The 17726-nt window shown below is 57.1% G+C and carries 13 protein-coding genes; 9 read left to right on the forward strand and 4 right to left on the reverse strand.

The window, feature by feature from the left end; genetic code table 11:
• Positions 1-49: 49 nt before the first annotated feature.
• The 9 genes from BXY66_RS04090 to BXY66_RS04130 all read left to right on the forward strand — a co-directional run bounded on the left by BXY66_RS04090 (position 50) and on the right by BXY66_RS04130 (position 9487).
• Entirely contained in the window at positions 50-1102 is a 1053-nt protein-coding gene (locus BXY66_RS04090) for an ester cyclase (protein ID WP_132858895.1), read from the forward strand.
• Positions 1102-1866 carry an SDR family NAD(P)-dependent oxidoreductase gene (locus BXY66_RS04095; RefSeq protein ID WP_132858896.1) on the forward strand — a complete coding sequence of 255 codons (765 nt, stop codon included), beginning with the start codon at positions 1102-1104 and terminating at the stop codon, positions 1864-1866. Before BXY66_RS04090 ends, BXY66_RS04095 begins: the two co-directional genes overlap by 1 nt.
• Entirely contained in the window at positions 1866-2909 is a 1044-nt protein-coding gene (locus BXY66_RS04100) for a LacI family DNA-binding transcriptional regulator (protein ID WP_207911285.1), read from the forward strand. Before BXY66_RS04095 ends, BXY66_RS04100 begins: the two co-directional genes overlap by 1 nt.
• Complete coding sequence (locus BXY66_RS04105; RefSeq protein ID WP_132858898.1) at positions 2909-3898, forward strand: nuclear transport factor 2 family protein; 990 nt, start codon at positions 2909-2911, stop codon at positions 3896-3898. The genes BXY66_RS04100 and BXY66_RS04105 overlap by 1 nt, the downstream gene beginning before the upstream one ends.
• A 160-nt stretch (positions 3899-4058) precedes the next feature.
• Positions 4059-5024: a cupin domain-containing protein gene (locus BXY66_RS04110; RefSeq protein WP_132858899.1), complete on the forward strand. Its 966-nt coding sequence runs from the start codon at positions 4059-4061 to the stop codon at positions 5022-5024.
• A 154-nt stretch (positions 5025-5178) separates the two neighbouring features.
• Positions 5179-6312 (forward strand): cobalamin-independent methionine synthase II family protein, encoded by a 1134-nt coding sequence (locus tag BXY66_RS04115; protein WP_132858900.1) that lies wholly within the window; start codon positions 5179-5181, stop codon positions 6310-6312.
• A 29-nt stretch (positions 6313-6341) separates the two neighbouring features.
• The gene (locus BXY66_RS04120; protein ID WP_132860332.1) at positions 6342-7007 is read left to right on the forward strand and encodes an alpha/beta fold hydrolase; all 666 of its coding nucleotides are present in this window, start codon (positions 6342-6344) and stop codon (positions 7005-7007) included.
• Complete coding sequence (locus BXY66_RS04125) at positions 7004-7699, forward strand: RraA family protein (RefSeq protein WP_132858901.1); 696 nt, start codon at positions 7004-7006, stop codon at positions 7697-7699. Before BXY66_RS04120 ends, BXY66_RS04125 begins: the two co-directional genes overlap by 4 nt.
• Before the next feature lie 84 nt (positions 7700-7783).
• The gene (locus tag BXY66_RS04130; RefSeq protein WP_132858902.1) at positions 7784-9487 is read left to right on the forward strand and encodes a thiamine pyrophosphate-binding protein; all 1704 of its coding nucleotides are present in this window, start codon (positions 7784-7786) and stop codon (positions 9485-9487) included.
• Between the two features lie 542 nt (positions 9488-10029).
• On the opposite strand, the gene betC is transcribed toward BXY66_RS04130, so the two are convergent.
• From betC to BXY66_RS04150, 4 genes are all read right to left on the reverse strand, one after another.
• On the reverse strand, positions 10030-11568 hold the full coding sequence (betC, locus tag BXY66_RS04135) for a choline-sulfatase (RefSeq protein ID WP_132858903.1): 1539 nt from the start codon (positions 11566-11568) through the stop codon (positions 10030-10032).
• A 290-nt stretch (positions 11569-11858) separates the two neighbouring features.
• Positions 11859-13052: a beta-barrel domain-containing protein gene (locus BXY66_RS04140; RefSeq protein ID WP_132858904.1), complete on the reverse strand. Its 1194-nt coding sequence runs from the start codon at positions 13050-13052 to the stop codon at positions 11859-11861.
• Positions 13053-13210: 158 nt separating this feature from the next.
• Complete coding sequence (locus tag BXY66_RS04145) at positions 13211-15286, reverse strand: ATP-binding cassette domain-containing protein (RefSeq protein WP_132858905.1); 2076 nt, start codon at positions 15284-15286, stop codon at positions 13211-13213.
• Between the two features lie 10 nt (positions 15287-15296).
• A complete protein-coding gene (locus BXY66_RS04150) occupies positions 15297-17714 on the reverse strand; it encodes a calcium-binding protein (RefSeq protein WP_132858906.1) in 2418 nt (805 codons plus the stop codon).
• Positions 17715-17726 lie beyond the last annotated feature (12 nt).

The raw sequence follows: 17726 nt of genomic DNA on the forward strand, positions 1-17726 counted from the left end.
TGTAAGCAGGAGCGCGGCTTTTCGCGCTTCGGTTTTGTTGAGCAAGAAGATGATGGACAGACATACAGAAAACAAGGCGCTCATCGCTCCTCTGCGCGAAGCCATGTACAACTTCAGCGAGGCGGGCGTGCGCGCGGCCCTCTCGGCTGTTTCCGCACCCGACGCCGTGTTCCGTCTCTGCGAGCCTTTTGGGGACAGCACTGGGGCCGATGCATTTTATGATGCGGCTTACGCCGAGTTGTTTGAAGCGTGGCCCGATCTCGAGCGGCGTGACTACATCGTTATGGCCGGAACCGACGACTACGAGGGCGACTGGGTCGGTTGCGGCGGATACTACACAGGGGTGTTCACCGGCCCTTGGCTCGACATACCGCCAACTGGCCACCAGGTGACAATGCGCTTTCATGAGTTTTTCCGCATAGTCGATGGCAAAGTCGTGGAGTTTCAGGCACTTTGGGACGTGCCCGAAGTCATGATGCAGGCGAACGCATGGCCGATGGCCCCGTCGCTGGGCCGCGAGTTCCATGTTCCGGGTCCCGCAACGCAAGACGGATTTGTGCCCGGTCCACATGATGAAGCCAAGGGTGAGGAAACGCGCCAGCACATCATCGAAATGCTCGAACACCTCAAGAAACATCCCTCTGATCCTGATCCGCAGTCCATGGAAATGGACCGGTTCTGGCATCCGCGCATGAACTGGTACGGGCCATCCGGCATCGGCACTGGTCGCGGGATTGCGGGTTTCAGAAACTGGCATCAGATCCCGTTCCTCAACGGCATGCCAGACCGCGGCTTCGAGCGGGCGAAGATCAAATACCATTTCTTTGGTGATGGCGAATATGCCGCCGTAACCGGCTGGCCCAACATGATCCAGACTGTGACGCATGACGGCTGGATGGGCATTGCGCCTGCCGGCAAGAAGATCACCATGAAATCACTTGATTTTTGGCGGTTGGAGGATGGAAAGATCCGTGAAAACTGGGTGTTGGTTGACCTGATCGACGCCTATAAACAGCTCGGCGTAGACGTCTTTGCCCGTTTGCGCGAATTCAACAAGGCGCGCAATATCGCGCGCATAGATATCCCTGATGGAATGAGCTGATGACCCAATTGCCCCGCACACCGACGTTTTCACTCAAAGGCAAGACCGCTTTGGTCACCGGAGCCTCTTCCGGTATTGGCCTCGGATGCGCTGTCGCCGTTGCAGAAACCGGGGCCCACGTGGTCTGTGCTGCGCGCGGGGCGGAGCGGCTGAACGAAAGCGTGGCGGCAATGCAGGCCGAAGGCCTGTCAGCGGAAGCGTTGATACTTGATCAGGGCGATCTGGGCGCATTGGAAACCCTTTGCGCGGATCGGGCCTTTGACGTGGTCGTAAATTCGGCGGGACTGGCACGGCACGGGCCGTCTCTGGAAACCACCCCAGAGGATTTCGACGCCGTGCAATCGGTCAACCTGCGTTCGGCATATTTCCTGTCCACTTATGCTGCAAAAGCCATGATTGCAGCAGGCAAGGGGGGCTCCATCGTGCACATCTCCTCGCAGATGGGGCATGTCGGTGGAATTGACCGCGCGGTGTATTGCGCCACCAAACACGGGCTCGAAGGTATGGTCAAAGCCATGGCCATCGAATGGGGAAAGCAGGGCGTCCGGATCAACACGATCTGCCCGACCTTCATCAAGACGCCTCTGACCGCGTCGACGTTTGAAAACCCGGAACGCCGCGCCTGGATCGAAGACAAGATCAAGATCGGGCGGGTTGGCGAAGTCGAAGACATCATGGGCGCAGTCGCCTACTTGGCCTCTGACGCGTCGGCTCTTGTGACAGGCACTTCTATGCTGATTGACGGAGGCTGGACCGCAGACTGATGGCTGAGAAAGTAACGTCTTTACAGGTTGCAGAACGCGCGGGTGTCAGCCAGTCCGCGGTCAGCCGTGTGTTCACGCCCGGTGCGTCTGCCAGCAAGAAAACCGTTGAAAAGGTGCGCAAGGCGGCCGAGGAACTCGGTTACCGACCCAATGTTCTGGCCCGGGCCATGGTTTCCGGCAAGAGCCGCATCATCGGGCTCGTCGTGGCGTATCTCGACAACTATTTCTACCCCGAAGCCCTGGAAATCCTCTCAAACGAGCTTCAGGAAAAAGGGTACCACGTTCTTGTTTTCATGGCCTCGCAAACGGCGGGCAATATCGACACTGTTGTCGAGGAAATTCTGGATTATCAGGTGGATGGGATCGTTACGGCGTCCGTCGCCCTGTCCTCTGATATTTCACAGCGCTGTCAGGCCGCGGGTGTTCCGGTCGTGCATTTCAACCGGGTTCAGGAAGGCGCAGGCGTATCCTATGTGACGTCAGACAACTTTGCCGGCGGCAAAGAACTGGCCGAGTTTCTCATCGATGGAGGCCATCAGCGGATCGCATACATAGCCGGATGGGAAGGCGCATCCACCCAGCGCGACCGTGAGGCCGGATTCCGCAAGGGGCTGCAACAGGCAGGCCGTGACCTCTTTGCCCGAGAGGTCGGCAATTTCCAAACCGAAACAGCCCGGGATGCGGCTCGGCGAATGTTCGACGTCCCTGTCGAACGGCGTCCCGACGCAGTGTTCGTTGCCAATGACCATATGGCTTTTGCGGTGATGGACGAATTGCGCTTCGGCCTCGGTCTCAAGGTGCCCGAAGACGTTTCGGTTGTTGGCTTTGACGACGCGCCGCCCGCTTCATGGCGTGCCTATGACCTGACCACCATGCGACAGCGGGCCAACCTGATGGTGGCCGAAACGGTGGACGCCCTGCTGTCGCACATTGAAACGCCCGCGAGCGCCACTCCCAAACAGAGTGCCATTCACGCCCCCCTGATCCTGCGCGGCTCTGCGCGCGTTCCTGAAGGCTGGGCTAACGACAAAGGAACCACCTGATGCAAGGTTTTGACTCCAAATTCACCGATTTTCCGGACTACATCATCGGCATTACCAAAGAGATCTGGGAAGATCGTGGCATCGCGACTCTTCACCACTACTACAGCGACGACATCGTCGTACGATCTCCTGCGTCCGTGGTGATTGGCAACCAGAACGTTATCGGTGCAACAATGGCAACGCTCGCCGAGTTTCCTGACCGGGAATTGCTGGGCGAAGACGTGATCTGGTCCGGAACACCCGAAGACGGCATGCTCTCGAGCCACCGTATCATTTCCACCGCAACGCACATGGCAGACGGAGTTTACGGAAAGGCGACCGGCAAGCAGTTGCGGTATCGTATCCTTGCGGACTGTCACGCGATCAACAACCAGATCAACGACGAGTGGCTGATCCGTGATCAGGGCGCCATTGTGCGTCAGATGGGCTGGGAGCCCAAGGCCTACGCCGCCAACCTGATCGAAGCAGAAGGCGGCCCCGAAAACTGCATCAAACCCCTGACGCCCGACACCGATCAACCGGGGCCCTACAAGGGCAGGGGAAATGACAACGAGTGGGGACAGCGTTACGCGGACATCATCAGCCGCATCATGGGCGCAGACATTGCCGCGATCGAAACCGAATATGACCGTGCGGTGCAATCCGAATATGTCGGTGGCGTGACCGGACACGGCTGGGGTGCGGTTGACCGCTTCTGGATGAGCCTGCGCGCGGCCTTCCCGAATGCCGAATTCAAGATTGAACATCAAATTGGACGTGACGATCCGATGATGCCTCCTCGCGCAGCCCTTCGTTGGAGCCTTTGGGGCAAACACGAAGGCTGGGGCGCATTTGGCGCTCCAACGGGAGCGGAGGTCTATGTGCTTGGCATCAGCCATGCAGACTTCGGTGCGGTCATTTCCGGCCAACCGAAAGTGCGCCGCGAGTACACACTCTTTGACGAAACGACGATCTGGAAACAGATCCTCCTTCAGACGGGCCAGGGGTGAGCGTCGCGCCACCATATCGACCCCTGTGCGATTCACAGGCCGCGCGGCGCTTTCATGCACACCGCGCCGCCTTACGCGCACGTCGCCTCAACAACCGTCCTCCGGGGCGGCGTTGTGTTTTCCCGAACTGAAATCACAACACGTAAAAAGGACGACCAGTATGACACCTCAGGAAATGGAATCCCGCATCGTTCGCTACGGCGAACTGCAACCCTGCAAAACCGCTTTCATTGATGCCCACACTCCGGGCAGCGATCAGAAGGAAAACTTCACCATCATCGGTGGCGGCGTGTCCGAAAGCCCCGATCAGCATGTGCACATCACCATCCCGCACGGCTTCAATATTGGCGCGGCCGGCCAACCCCCGAAATGCCGCAACTCGTTGCACGATCACCGAACGGCCGAAGCGTTTTTTGTGCTGTCTGGCCGGTGGCGGTTCTTTTGGGGCCGCTACGGCGACGCAGGCGAAGTGGTTCTTGAAAAAGGCGACATCTTCAATATCCCCACCGGCATCTTCCGCGGTTTCGAAAACATCGGCACAGATTACGGGATGATCATGGCCATTCTCGGGGGCGACGACGCCGGCGGCGGCGTCATGTGGGCACCGCAGGTGATTGAGGATGCCGCGGATCACGGTCTCGTTCTCGCCGAAAGCGGCAAGCTCTATGACACCAAGAAGGGAGAGGCACTGCCTTCGGGCGTGAGCCCGATGCCTTTGATGGCGGCCGATGAATTGGCAAAGCGGGGCGAACCGACCACTGCGCAGGTTCTGCCAAATCATGTTGCGCGCTACTGGGACATGGTTGCCTTGTCAGACAAGACGCCAGCGAAGGTGATCGGCGAAACCGGTATTCTGCGCGACAAGCCGGGTTTTGAAGTGAACTTCATAACCCGCGGTTCGGCATCGGATACCACAACGTCATTCGACTATCCTTCCGTTCTCATGCCGGTCACCGGCCACTGGAAGGTGACATGGGACGGCGGTAGCGCAACCCTTGCACCGGGCGACACCATGTCAGTCCCGGAAGGCATGGCGCACACCGTTCTGCCATCCATGACAGGAGAGGCTGCGATCTATCAGATTGTTGGCACCGCTGATCCTGCCGGACTGACCTGGCAGGGTTAACAGTGCATCCGTACGGCGGGGAATTGCCTTCGCCGCACGGAAACCTGGCCCTAAGGGGCGAACGGCGCCAACCGGTTAACATAACCGCCGGAAACGCGCACCGACGTAATACCGACGTTTTGCCGACGTTGTGCAGACAGGGAGACAAAGCGAAATGGCTAAGATCTTAACATCCCACGTGGGCAGCTTGCCACGCACACAAAAAGTGGTGGATTTCATCTTCGCACGGGAAAACGAAAAGCCTTACGATCAAGCGGCGTTTGATGCGGCCATGACCGAGGCTGTGGACGAAACAGTGCGCAAGCAGGTCGAGGCGGGGGTGGACATCGTAAGCGACGGGGAAACAAGCAAAATTTCCTACGCGACTTACGTCAAGGACCGGTACACGGGGTTTTCCGGCGACAGTGAACGCAACGCCCCGGCCGATCTGAAAATGTTCCCGAGTTTCCTGCAACGGTTGGCCGATGACGGCGGCACGCCCCAATATGCACGTCCAAAATGCACCGGCGAAGTCCGCTCCAAAGGGCAGGACGAACTGATGAAAGACATCAACAATCTCAAATCGGCTATGGCCAAGCACGGCGTTGAACGCGGCTTCATGAACGCAGCGTCTCCCGGGGTTATCTCTCTGTTTTTGCAAAACGATTTCTACGGAAGCCGCGAAGCATATCTGGCCGCACTTGCTGATGCGATGAAGGCTGAGTACGAGACGATTGTGGCAAACGGGCTCGATTTGCAGTTGGATTGCCCCGACCTCGCGCTGTCTCGTCATATGTTGTTTACCGATCTCAGCGACGATGAATTCGTCAAGGTCGCCGACATGCACGTCGAGGCCCTGAACCACGCGCTGTCAGACGTGCCGCAAGACCGTGTGCGTGTTCACATCTGCTGGGGCAATTACGAAGGGCCACACTGTTGTGACATCGCTATGGACAAGGTCTTTTCGACTCTGATGGCCACCAAGTCACGTTATGTCCTTTTTGAAACTTCGAACCCGCGCCATGCCCATGAATGGACCACATTTCGTGACCGGAAAGCGGAAATTCCTGACGACAAAGTGCTGGTGCCGGGCGTTGTCGACACGACAACAAACTTTGTCGAGCATCCGGAGCTTGTGGCGCAACGTATTGAAAGGTTTGAGGGAATAGTTGGAGCGGACCGTGTGATTGCCGGTAGCGATTGCGGGTTTGGCACCTTTGCTGGATTTGGTGCCGTGGATCCGGATATTGCCTACGCCAAGTTGGCCGCTTTGTCCGAGGGCGCGGCACTGGCAGGCAAGAACTCGTGACGCTGCCCCTCGTTCTATTGCCGGGTATGATGTGTGACGCACGTCTGTTTGCCCCGCAATTCGCGGCGTTTTCAGGCGCGCGCACGGTGATAGCCGCACCGATCAGCGCCTTCCAGACCATGCGGGAACTTGCTGCAGACGTGCTGAATTCACTTCCGGCACGCTTCGCACTCGCTGGTTTGTCGATGGGCGGTATTGTCGCCATGGAAATGGTGCGACAGTCACCGGAGCGCGTGGCTGGTTTGGCGCTTTTGGATACGAACCCGCTAGCGGAATCGGACGCGGTAAAAGCGCGGCGGGGGCCGCAGATCGAAGCGGTAAAGTCCGGAAATCTGAGGCAAGTCATGCGCGAGGAAATGAAACCCAATTACCTCACAGACGGCCCAAATCAGGGGGCGATCTTGGACATCTGCATGGCGATGGCCGCGGACCTTGGCGATGAGGTTTTCATAAACCAATCCAAAGCTTTAATGACGCGACCTGATCAATCTGAAACGTTGAAATCGTTCGCGAAGCCTGCGCTTTCTCTTTGCGGGGAAGACGACACACTCTGTCCGGTTTCCCGACATGAATTGATGCGGGATCTGCTGCCGGACTCGGATTTGGAGATCGTTCGAAACGCTGGCCATCTCCCCACACTGGAACAACCCGAAGCAACAAACGCCGCGCTGTCGCGATGGCTGGAGAGACTATGACCCCATCACTTCTGAAACTGCTCCGTTCCGTGGATACACCCACGGTTTGCAATGCCATTGAGGTCGCTCAGGGCAAACGCGGGTTTGCGCAATTCACTCGAGGCACCATGCTCTGCTCGGCTCCCGACGAACCGCCCATGGTGGGATACGCGCGCACGGCCAAAATCGCGGCGCTCAACCCGCCGACCGAGGCCGCAGATATCCTCAAAACACGTCGCATGGCATACTATCGACATATGTCCGAAGGCGCGGAACCCACTGTCGCCGTTGTCGAAGACGTCGACTTCCCGGACTGCATTGGCGCTTTTTGGGGCGAGATCAATACAACTGTTCACAAGGGTTTGGGGTTGTCCGGCGCGCTTACAAATGGCGTCATGCGCGACCTTGGCGATCTGCCCGAGGGCTTCCCCGTGGTTGCGGGATCGATTGGTCCCAGCCACGGTTTCGTGCATGTGCGGGAAATCGGGACCCCGGTGACCATTTTCGGGATGCAGGTGAAGAACGGCGATCTTGTTCACGCAGACCGACACGGGGCCCTCGTCGTTCCGCCCGACGTTCTGGACTCCCTCGAAGCGTCCATTCTGAAGTTGCTGGAAACCGAAAAGCTCGTTTTGGAACCGGCACGCCAGGATGGGTTCGATTTCGAGGCTTTCGAAAAGGCATGGGCGGCGTTTGAGGCGGCGCGCACCTGATTGCGCCGCCATTTTGCGGTTGCGACGGGATTTGTGGACTGCTCAGATGCACGCTGAGTCGTGCGCCCAATCGGAGAAAATTCCATGCCCGCAAGCCGTTCTGAAAACAGTGAAAATTCGCGTCATGGCGGCAGAATTCTCGCGGACCAACTTGCCATACTGGGCATCGAAAAGGTGTTCTGCGTTCCTGGCGAAAGCTATCTCGGTCTGCTTGATGGGCTTTATGATCACGCCGACAAGATCGACGTTGTAACCTGCCGGCATGAGGGCGGCGCAGCCAATATGGCGGATGCCTATGGCAAGCTGACCGGAAAACCTGCGGTCTGCGCTGTCACCCGTGGGCCGGGCGCGACAAACGCCTCCAATGGCGTGCACACTGCCTTTCAGGACAGCACGCCGATGATCGTCCTGATCGGGCAGGTGGCCACATCCATGATGGACCGTGAAGCCTTTCAAGAGATCGATTATCGCCGCATGTTTGGCGAGATGGCCAAGTGGGTCGCGCAGATCGACGACATCTCAAGAATTCCTGAATATATTTCAAGAGCTTGGCATGTGGCTTTGTCGGGCCGTCCGGGTCCGGTTGTATTGGCCTTGCCAGAAGACACTCTGTCTGCCGTGGCCACTGTCCCGGATGCCCGTCCGGCGCATGTTGGGTATGCTGCACCGGCTGCCGAAGACATGGCGCAGCTGGAAAAATTGATCGCGCAAGCCATGAAGCCCATGCTTGTTGTTGGCGGGCCGGGCTGGAGCGCAAGGTCTGCCGAGTTAACTGCGCAGGTTGCGGAAAAATTCGACCTTCCTGTAGCCACAACCTTCCGCTGTCAGGACTACGTCGACAACGGGCACCCCAATTATGCGGGCGTCATCGGAATCGCAGCCTTGCCATCTCTGTTGCAAAGCGTGGGTGAAGAGGCCGACCTCTTGATTACGGTGGGAACACGGTTCGGAGAAATGACCACGCAGGGCTATGAACTGATCGATAGTCCTGTGCCACAAATGAAGTTTGTGCACGTTCATCCGGGACCGGAACAGCTCGGCCACGTTTATGCGCCTGACGTTTCGATCGTTTCTTCGGCTGAGAACTTTCTGAGCGCAATGCTCGAGCTGTCTTCGCCGGATGTTGACCGGAGCGATTGGACTGGCGGTTTCCATGCCCGTTATCAGGCCTTCCGAACGCCAACCGAAGTGCCGGGTGATCTCAACATGGGGCACGTGATACGGCACACCTCAGACACACTGCCGGCCGACACTGTTTTCACGAACGGCGCAGGCAACTACGCCGTCTGGTTGCATCGTTTCCATGCCCACCGCACGTATCGCACCCAACTTGCGCCAACGAGTGGCTCCATGGGCTATGGGGTGCCGGCTGCTGTGGCGGCCAAGCTGGAAAAACCCGAAAGTACGGTGGTAAGCGTGGCAGGGGATGGTTGCTTCTTGATGACTGCACAAGAAATGGCAACGGCAAAAAAATACGATCTGCCAATCATTTACCTTGTCGTTAACAACGGTATGTACGGTACGATCCGCATGCATCAGGAACGTCACCACCCCGGGCGCGTGATTTCTACCGAACTGGTGAACCCTGATTTTGTTACCTATGCCAAGTCGTTTGGAATCCCCGGAGAAGTCGTGACGCGTACCGAGGACTTTCCGGCTGTGCTTGAACGGGCACGCACATCGTCATCCGGCTACCTGATCGAATTGCAGGTTGACCCAGAAGCCCTGACGCCAGTGCAGTCATTAAGCGAGGTGCGCGCGCAGGGAGTGGCCGCGCAAAAGGGCTAGAGCTGCACTCGGATCAGCGGCAAAGGACGATAGAGCGTTCTGCCCCTGAATGCCATGGGCACGGCTCGCTAGAAGGTTTTGCTGGCGGAAGTTCGAACGTGGACCCCAAAGCAGGCCGCGTGGCCAGATGAGTCGGATGAGATTTACTGTCGGTATTGGCGTCCAGTCCATCGGTGGCTGTCGTGGTGAATAGCTTGGTTAAGCCCCTGCAAGGCACCGTGGAAGGCACCACCAAAAGCACTTAAGGACGCGAAAAACGGCCTCCTTATCAGACAGAAAGCGGACCAGCTTGCTCAGAAAATGGGGGCGGCCGTTCGCACGCGGTTCGTTTGCCACGCGTCGGATGGAGATGGAGAAGGGATCGCTCACATCACGCTGACCATTTCCTCAAACGGTGTTGTGTCAGCGTGCGGCTGGCAAAACCTTCCGGTAAGGTCTAGCTCGAAAAACTGGCTCTTGAGGTCATCGGGATGGCTGGCCGGACGCCAAAGGCGCCAGCCGACCTCCAGATAAAACAACAGCAGTTCACGCTCCCGATCCGTTCAAGATGAACCGTCTTCGACTCTCGGAAAGCGATAGAAATTATTGGCTTCTGCCCAGTCCATGTGATTGCGAACATATTGCTGTGAAGCGTCTGACGGCGGGTTGTAGTCCCAATGCTCTCCGGCGCCAGCTTCCATAGCTGCATGCAACGCTCGTCGCGACTTTTGAGTGGCGATAACCCTGGCTCGAAGAGCTTCGCCATCCCAACGCTCTTTCACTTCGTCGGCGAATCCAGAAGCCGCTTCAGCATAGGCTGGGTCTTTGGCGAGGTTGGTGGTTTCAAGAGGGTCTGAAACGACGTCAAACAACTGCGGTGGGTCTATGTCGCAATGCACATATTTCAAAGATCCGCGCCGGATCATCACCACAGGATAGGGCGTCATTTCAGCACAGTATTCACCGATAGCCTCGTCAATCGGATCGTCCTCGGCGCGGGCCAATCGCATGAGGCTGCGCCCGTCCACAGGTTCGCCGACCATCTTCAAATCCCCGCCGCCAATGTCGATCAGTGTGGGCAGCATATCCACCAGCGAACAGGCATTGGAGGCGGTGCCGGTTTTGATGCCCGGTCCAGCCATCACCAATGGAACCCGCGCGGAGTGTTCAAAGAAATTCATCTTGTACCAGAGCCCACGTTCACCAAGCATATCACCATGATCGGCTGTGACGATCACCACGGTGTTTTCCAGTTCTCCTATGTCTTCAAGCGTTTGAACAAGTTCCCCGATCTTGCTGTCGAAGTAGCTGACATTGGCCAGGTATGCGCGACGCGCTCTGATCAGTTCTTCATCGGAAAGGGGAATGTAGCTGGCTTCAATGCCGTCCATCAGACGTCTTGAAAATGCATCTTGTTCTTCGATCGGTGGCACAAAGGCAGGTAAGTCCACATCTTCATTCGAATACAGATTCCACCATTCGGGCCGCGCAACGTAGGGATCGTGCGGATGGATAAAACTGGCCACAAGCGCGAATGGGCGATCATCTCCGGCGCCGCGTCGGCGGGCCTCGTCAAACAGCCAGCGTTTGGCGGCAAATCCTACTTCGTCGTCATAGTCGATCTGATAGGTGGCCTGCGCGACTCCACTTTCCTTTACGGTTTGCATGTTGTGATACCATTTGTCGATCCGCTCGTCGTGCGCCTCCCAATCCGGCGTCCAAGCAAAGTCTGCAGGGTAGATGTCAGTGGTCACGCGATCCTCGAAGCCATGCTTTTGATCGGGACCAACAAAGTGCATTTTTCCGGAAAGACACGTACGATAGCCGAGCGCTTTGAGATAATGCGCAAATGTCGGGACCGAAGCTCGGAACTCCGACGCATTGTCATAGGCTGCAATCCGGCTGATCAACTGGCCGGACATGAAGGAAAATCGAGACGGTGCGCAAAGCGGCGAATTGCAATAAGCGGCGTCAAAACGCATGCCTCGTTCTGCAAGCGCGTCTAGGTGTGGGGTTTTTGCGGTGCGGTGACCGTATGCGCCTGTAAAATGCGGCGCCAGTTGGTCGGCCATAATTACCACGATATTGGGTTGTTGAGCCATAAAGCCTCCGAAATGAGTGGTTTATCAGAAAGAAGAACCAGTTCAGACCGGGGGCGGCTGGAAATGCATCGCCTTGAGGTGTGTCCGCGTGGAGCCGTAGTCAGCCTCAAAGAGGTTTGCAGCGGGCCGCAAAAGGCCTGAACAAGACGCGAGGCCTTCGGGTTGGGAATCTCTTCCGGAATCCATTTCTAACATCGGCTGTTTTCACCCGTTGAGTATCAGCGGCAACCTCCACTGTCCGTCAGATTTTCCGGTTCGCCAAGAGAAAACCACCGAACATTGTTTCGCAATCAGTCCTGAAGCGCCTTGGCCAGAAAGTCCCAAAATGGTCCAATCAGATAGTCGGCAAAAGTCGTCTGGCGTCCTGTGAAAATTAGCGTCACGGGCATATCGATCGATAAAGACAGTTCGTCCCCCATTTGTTTACGCAGGTTTTGCAGGTCAGCCCGGTTGATCTGCGCTATCCCGTCATAGCCCAAAACAGTCTCTTCAGCATCGCGTTGTGCCTCGGGCGAAATGGACGCTATTTCGACCCGTATCTCCGGGTGATTGCGTTGAGGCAGGCTGGACACTTTGAGCTTTCCCGCCATTCCGACCCGAACCTGGTCTATGGCGTGCGGTGGCACGACGAAGGCAACATGATGCGCTTTCGTATGTCGCGTCAGAGTGAGCACCGTCTCGCCACGCGGCACATACATGGCTTCGGTGTCATAATGAAGTTGCGCGATCGTTCCGTTTGCTGGCGCGCGCAATTCCGCATGTTGCAAGACTGCCTCTAGCCGCAAAAGCCGCATCCGTAGGCGAGGAATCGTTGTCGCGATCTGGCTTTGCCGGTCCAGAAGTTTTTGGCGCAGTTCAAGCTCCTCTGAATGAATTTGTAGCTCCGTTTGCGCAGCTTGTAACTTGATTGCGGCCACCTCGGCCTCTTGGGAACGAATGCTTGAGTCCAGATCGAGGATCGCTTCAAGCAGAGTGTCGTTGTCCGACGCGCGGAAAGCCCCTGTCGCGACCAATTGCCGGAATTTGTCGAAACGCGCCTGCATAGACCTGCGTTGCTGCAACCGAGCCTGCAGGCCGTGTTCAAGCCCCTGTGCCCGCACCAGCATAGCGTCGGCGGTTTGCGTCATGACATCCTTGTGCAGCCTAAGCGCCCCAAGCATGTTGGAAATTCGGGCCATATGAGATGAGTTTTGTGCCGTGGATTGCGCGGCAGTAGACAGCTCTTCTTTCAGGCCTGAATAGGGCGTTTGAACAGCCGTCGGTGTGAAGGAAAGCGCCCATTGAATCGCAGCACGCTCCGCAATGAGGGATTGCAAACTGCCTTCGAGTTCTGCGTGTTGCGCTCTCTCGTTGGTGACGTCCATGCGCACAAGAACTTGCCCGGCGACAACTGGTTCGTGTTCTTTGATAAGGACTTCTTGGATGTCTCCGCCAACGGGGTGTTGAATATCAAAATTCGGAAGTGGCGCGTTCAAGTGTCCCATCGCGTAGATCGACGTCGATAAGGGAGCAAAAATTGCCCAGAGGCAAAAACAACAAGCTGAAATCAGAATTGCCCATCCCCCCCAAATAAGGGGGCGGAGGATTGCGCGAGGCAATTGCGCAGGCTGAGTATCGGCTTGTTGTGAGGCTCCGTTTTCAGTCAATGCGATGCACCTCCGTTCACCCTGCGCTTTGGCCCGGACAACGCGGCCCGAAATACGGATGTCCCGTCTTGCGACTGGATGTCGAATGTGTCGCTCATTTGGGAAATGGTGGCCATTGCGGCTTCGTCTTCCGCAAGTTGCGCAAGGTCGAACTCCGATCGCGACAGGAGCTTCGTGACGCCCTTCATTTTGGAACGAGCCTGCGTCGGAGCATCTTGGATCAGGCTAACTTCACAGGTTGCGTCACTCAGAAAGCGAAATTGAAAACTGGCAGCGCAGACATCATCCGCATCCTTTTCCAGAAGCGCGAGATTGAATAATTCGCGGGCCAAAACCTCGGCTTTGCGTGCGAATTCCGCGTCACTGCTGCGTGTGAACTGAGCGCCTACCCAGTCGGTCAGATCCTGCAACGCGGTTTTGGCCAGTGGCAACTCGATACGCCGGTGTCCACTGTTCATGCGCTCAAGCACCTCGTTGCGCGGTCCAATATCGGCAATCCGACCTTTTTCCAGCGCGAGGACTTGGTCGGCGAGCCCCATGAGGCCCGACCGGTGAATGTTCATGACGATGGTCGTTTCCAAGCCTTTGAGGCGCGCGAGAGCAGCGCAAAGCTGACGTTCGCCGGCGGCGTCCAGCAAAGCATTGGGTTCATCCAAAAAAAGGTATCTAGGCTGGCTGAAAATCGCGCGCGCCAGCGCGACTCGCTGTTTTTGACCTGCCGACAGCACATGAGGATGTGCGCCTATGTCCGTGTCATAACTTTCGGGAAGCGCACTTATGAGCCCATGCACACCGGCGGTTTTTGCTGCGGCAACCACGCGTTTACCATCCACGTTGACAGCGAAGCCACTGATGTTTTCGGCAAGCGTGCCCCTGAACAGTTTCGCTTGCTGCGGCAAATACCCGACGTGTTTTCCCAGACTTTCGATGGGCAGCGTCTTGATGTCGGTTTCATCCAATAGAACCGAGCCAATAGGGCAGTGGGCCACTCCGCTCAGGGCTTCCAATAGAGTGGTCTTGCCGCCACCGCTTGGTCCGACGATGGCGAGGCACTGTCCTGGTGTGAGTTTGAAACTTACCCGATCAAGGCGCGGAGGCGCGCCTCCACCTCGCGGAAAAATAAGCCCGCTGCATGAAAGGCGACCGTCGAGTTCAGCAATCTCGGTCCTGATGTCGGATTGATGGTCCCGAGGCAATGACAGCCGATCAAACGCGGTCCGTACCGCACGCAGTTCCGGCCAGGCTTTCACGGCCATTTCGGCGTTTGCGACGGTGCGCGCCAGTATGAGGCTCGCGGCAATCATGCCGCCAGCTGTCAACTCGGCCGAAACGACCAATGCGGCCCCTAGGCTCAGTCCCAAAAGCTGGGTCACACCGCGCAAAAAGCCAGCTGAAGCGGTCGTCGCGACTGAGGCCGCGAGCGTTTCGCCAAGAGAGTGGATACGACTGTTTGAGAGTGTTGCCCATCTTTCCCAGAAGTTTCGGAAAACGGCGGGCATACCCGATCCACACACAACGTCATCGGCATCTCGAAGAGTTTCGACCTCCTCTTGCCGCAGCGATGAACGGGCCTGTGCGTTGCCTCCGGCAAGGCTTTCCCCGGCGAATTTGATCACCGCCGCAAAAGTTGTCAGCGCGAGTGCCAGTAGTAGAAACAATGGGTGGATGATCCAAAGGACAAGGAGAAACAAGGGAATCCAGGGCAGCGTCAAAGCTGTCGCGCAAGTTCCGCCCGCCAGTGCTTCGGTTAATACAGTCCGGTCTGCAATCAAAGACTGTCTTTCCTCAGCCGGGGTGTTCATGACTGCCGGAATGGTGCTCTGTTCGATCCAGAGCGCCGCGCGCTGAAAGCACAAGTCGCGTATGAACTCGACGCTTGCCTGCAAGGCCAGCGCCCCCACACCCACAATGAGCAGCATCGCAAGCGTGTTCAAATTACCGGTTGGAACCACGCGGTCCAAAACCTGCATCATGAAAATGGGGTTCACCAAAATTGCGAGATTGGTGATCAAGCTGAGACAAAACAGCGGAACGATCAGCCGCCTGAGTTGCCCTATGGCAGCATTCGGCATGTCGCACTCCTCAGAGCAGGAAGTTGCTTTCGTCCAGATCGTCCGGAGAAACCGATTTCAAAATCAGTTTGTCATTGACCTCGCCGCCCGTTAGCGCGCTCAGGTCAATAATCGTGGCCCAGCCCTGATCCTGAATATGGTTTTCAAGGTCAGCAAACTCGAGGCCGTATGCCGTCAGGTCAATGACATCCTTCTCGCTTTCGAAATCATGGATCATGTCGCTGCCGCCGCCGGCAGCTGTGACAAATGTGTCTGTACTGCCGTCCTTCCACCAGTTGCCTCCCCACAAATGGTCGTTTCCGGCGCCTCCTGAGATCGTGTCAGACCCGACCCCGCCCACAAGTTTGTCGTTTCCGGCGCCGCCATCCAGGCTGTCCTCCTCGGACCCGCCGTGCAAATAGTCTCGGCCAGAACCGCCGGAAAGATGATCGTTGCCACGCGATCCGATCAGCCTGTCGTTTCCGGAGCCTCCAGCTGCCATATCATCTCCAGATCCGCCAAAAATCCGGTCGGCCCCCGCGTCTCCATGCAACACATCGTCATCAGCACCGCCGTGCAGAGTGTCGTCGCCGCCACCACCGTGCATGGTGTCATTTCCCTCAGCTCCACGGAGTTTGTCGTTTCCTCCAGAGGTTGGCTCCAACGTCGGGTTTCGTATTAGAACGCTGCCGCTTGGGTCTACCTCGGAAAAGGGGTCAGGCGCGCGCGGGTCCACGGCCCCATCGTTGCTGCCTGTGGCTTGCGCCTCCGCCATGAGTTCGCTGTAGGCCGCTTCTTCGGTCCAGTCGATGTGTACTTTAAAAATGCCGCCAGTGGCTTCGGTGGATCCGTCGAGATCGTGATCCCCCTTGTTCAAGCCAAAGTAGAGATTGCCGTCGCCATCCAGAAAGACCGCACCATACGCGCCTTTGGGCATTCCCGCGGTCATACCGTCATCATAAAGAGTTCCAGTAATAGGAACCGAAGTGATCGCCGGAGGCCCGCCATTTTCAACGCCCCTGAGGTCGATCCGGTGCACGGTACCGTTGCCGCCGTTCGTACCCGGACTTTCCACGGCAAAAAACGCGTCTTCTGCGGCGTTGTAGGCGATGTCATAGCTGCGGCCTTTGAACAGGCTATCGGGCAGATCAAAATTGGTTGCTTCCGGATTGCCGTTTGCATCCAGTGCATTGACGTCAATTTTGGTGACGCGGTTGAGGCTGGACTGGAACGTCCAGAGATTGCCGTCGCTGTCAAAGTCTCCAACGTAGTCACCAACGGGTGTTTCGCCAATCCGGTAGGCTTCTCCATTCGCGTCAAGCATCACAAGGTCCCGGACCGAAACCACATTTCCCAGGGTGTCAGTGCCATTGGCCTTGGCGATACCGTAGATTAGGTCGTCTTCGGTATTGAACCCGATGGCGTTGATACGCAGGCCTGTCGGATCACCCGCCACTTCGTATTGTTCCGACTGCGGGTCAAACACGTTCAGTTGGCCGTCGATCACCTGATAAAGCTTGCTTTGTCCCGGAGCAAAGGCGGCAACCTCGACGCTGTTTCCACCAAAGTCCATCTCTTTGGCATAACTGAAAATGGGTCCGCTCATATCAATCACAGGCCCGTCTTGCGGTGGGGGCAATTCGCGAAACGTTAGCGTGCCTTCACCACCAGTGCCCTCAATATCGAATGTGACTGTTTCATACGCTCCAGACAAAGGCTGCATCACGCAAACCACATCTCCATTCCAAAGTACTTCGACATTGCCCGACGTAGATCCTCCGGCAAGATTGGCGGCAACGTCAAAGCTCATTGAGTATGTTTCACCCAGTTTCGTGGACAGTTTCTGGCTGATCTCCGAAACTCCATTGTGGTCCGCAACACTCCAGGCGCCGTTTCCAGCGTGTTGGGCGAACGTTGCCCCCCCTTCCATCTCTCCGCCGAGCATGTTTCCGTTTGATAAGTCTCCGTACACGAGGTCGTTTCCGGACCCGGCATTGATCGTGTCTGCGCCGATGCCGCCCGCGCCGGTATCATCTCCGCTTTCGAGGTTCAGAATGTCATTGCCTTCGCCGCCATACGCCTTGTCTCGCCCCGTGCCGGCATTGACAGTGTCGTCGCCAGCACCGGCGCTCAGGATATCGTTTCCGCCGTTGCCAAGCAGAACGTCGTCTCCGCTTCCCGCCGTGATAATGTCGTTGTAGTTGCGGGTTATGGCAGGGCTTGTGGTATCGATCAGGTCCGGATTGTAGACCCACTTGCCGTCAACAAAGACCCACTCATTGCCGACCATGTCGCCGGCCACAAGGTCATTCCCGTCGCCGCTTTCCAGCGTGTCGTTGCCAGCGTTTCCATTGATAGAATCGACGTCGCCGTCGGTGGCAACGATTGTGTCATCGCCAGATGTGCCGACAATCTTTTTCGCACCGGGCTGGGGGCTGTTTTGCGCCATAACCAAAAACCT

The organism is Shimia isoporae (assembly GCF_004346865.1).
GTDB classification, from domain to species: domain Bacteria; phylum Pseudomonadota; class Alphaproteobacteria; order Rhodobacterales; family Rhodobacteraceae; genus Shimia; species Shimia isoporae.

What these genes read in the sequence shown, in the direction of transcription:
- BXY66_RS04125 (WP_132858901.1), top strand. Translation starts at nt 7,004, where the DNA reads ATGACCCCATCACTTCTGAAACTGCTCCGTTCCGTGGATACACCCACG.
- BXY66_RS04115 (WP_132858900.1), top strand. Translation starts at nt 5,179, where the DNA reads ATGGCTAAGATCTTAACATCCCACGTGGGCAGCTTGCCACGCACACAA.
- BXY66_RS04150 (WP_132858906.1), bottom strand. Translation starts at nt 17,714, where the DNA reads ATGGCGCAAAACAGCCCCCAGCCCGGTGCGAAAAAGATTGTCGGCACA.
- BXY66_RS04095 (WP_132858896.1), top strand. Translation starts at nt 1,102, where the DNA reads ATGACCCAATTGCCCCGCACACCGACGTTTTCACTCAAAGGCAAGACC.
- BXY66_RS04110 (WP_132858899.1), top strand. Translation starts at nt 4,059, where the DNA reads ATGACACCTCAGGAAATGGAATCCCGCATCGTTCGCTACGGCGAACTG.
- BXY66_RS04120 (WP_132860332.1), top strand. Translation starts at nt 6,342, where the DNA reads ATGTGTGACGCACGTCTGTTTGCCCCGCAATTCGCGGCGTTTTCAGGC.
- BXY66_RS04130 (WP_132858902.1), top strand. Translation starts at nt 7,784, where the DNA reads ATGCCCGCAAGCCGTTCTGAAAACAGTGAAAATTCGCGTCATGGCGGC.
- BXY66_RS04105 (WP_132858898.1), top strand. Translation starts at nt 2,909, where the DNA reads ATGCAAGGTTTTGACTCCAAATTCACCGATTTTCCGGACTACATCATC.
- BXY66_RS04145 (WP_132858905.1), bottom strand. Translation starts at nt 15,286, where the DNA reads ATGCCGAATGCTGCCATAGGGCAACTCAGGCGGCTGATCGTTCCGCTG.
- BXY66_RS04140 (WP_132858904.1), bottom strand. Translation starts at nt 13,052, where the DNA reads ATGGGACACTTGAACGCGCCACTTCCGAATTTTGATATTCAACACCCC.
- BXY66_RS04090 (WP_132858895.1), top strand. Translation starts at nt 50, where the DNA reads ATGATGGACAGACATACAGAAAACAAGGCGCTCATCGCTCCTCTGCGC.
- BXY66_RS04100 (WP_207911285.1), top strand. Translation starts at nt 1,866, where the DNA reads ATGGCTGAGAAAGTAACGTCTTTACAGGTTGCAGAACGCGCGGGTGTC.
- betC (WP_132858903.1), bottom strand. Translation starts at nt 11,568, where the DNA reads ATGGCTCAACAACCCAATATCGTGGTAATTATGGCCGACCAACTGGCG.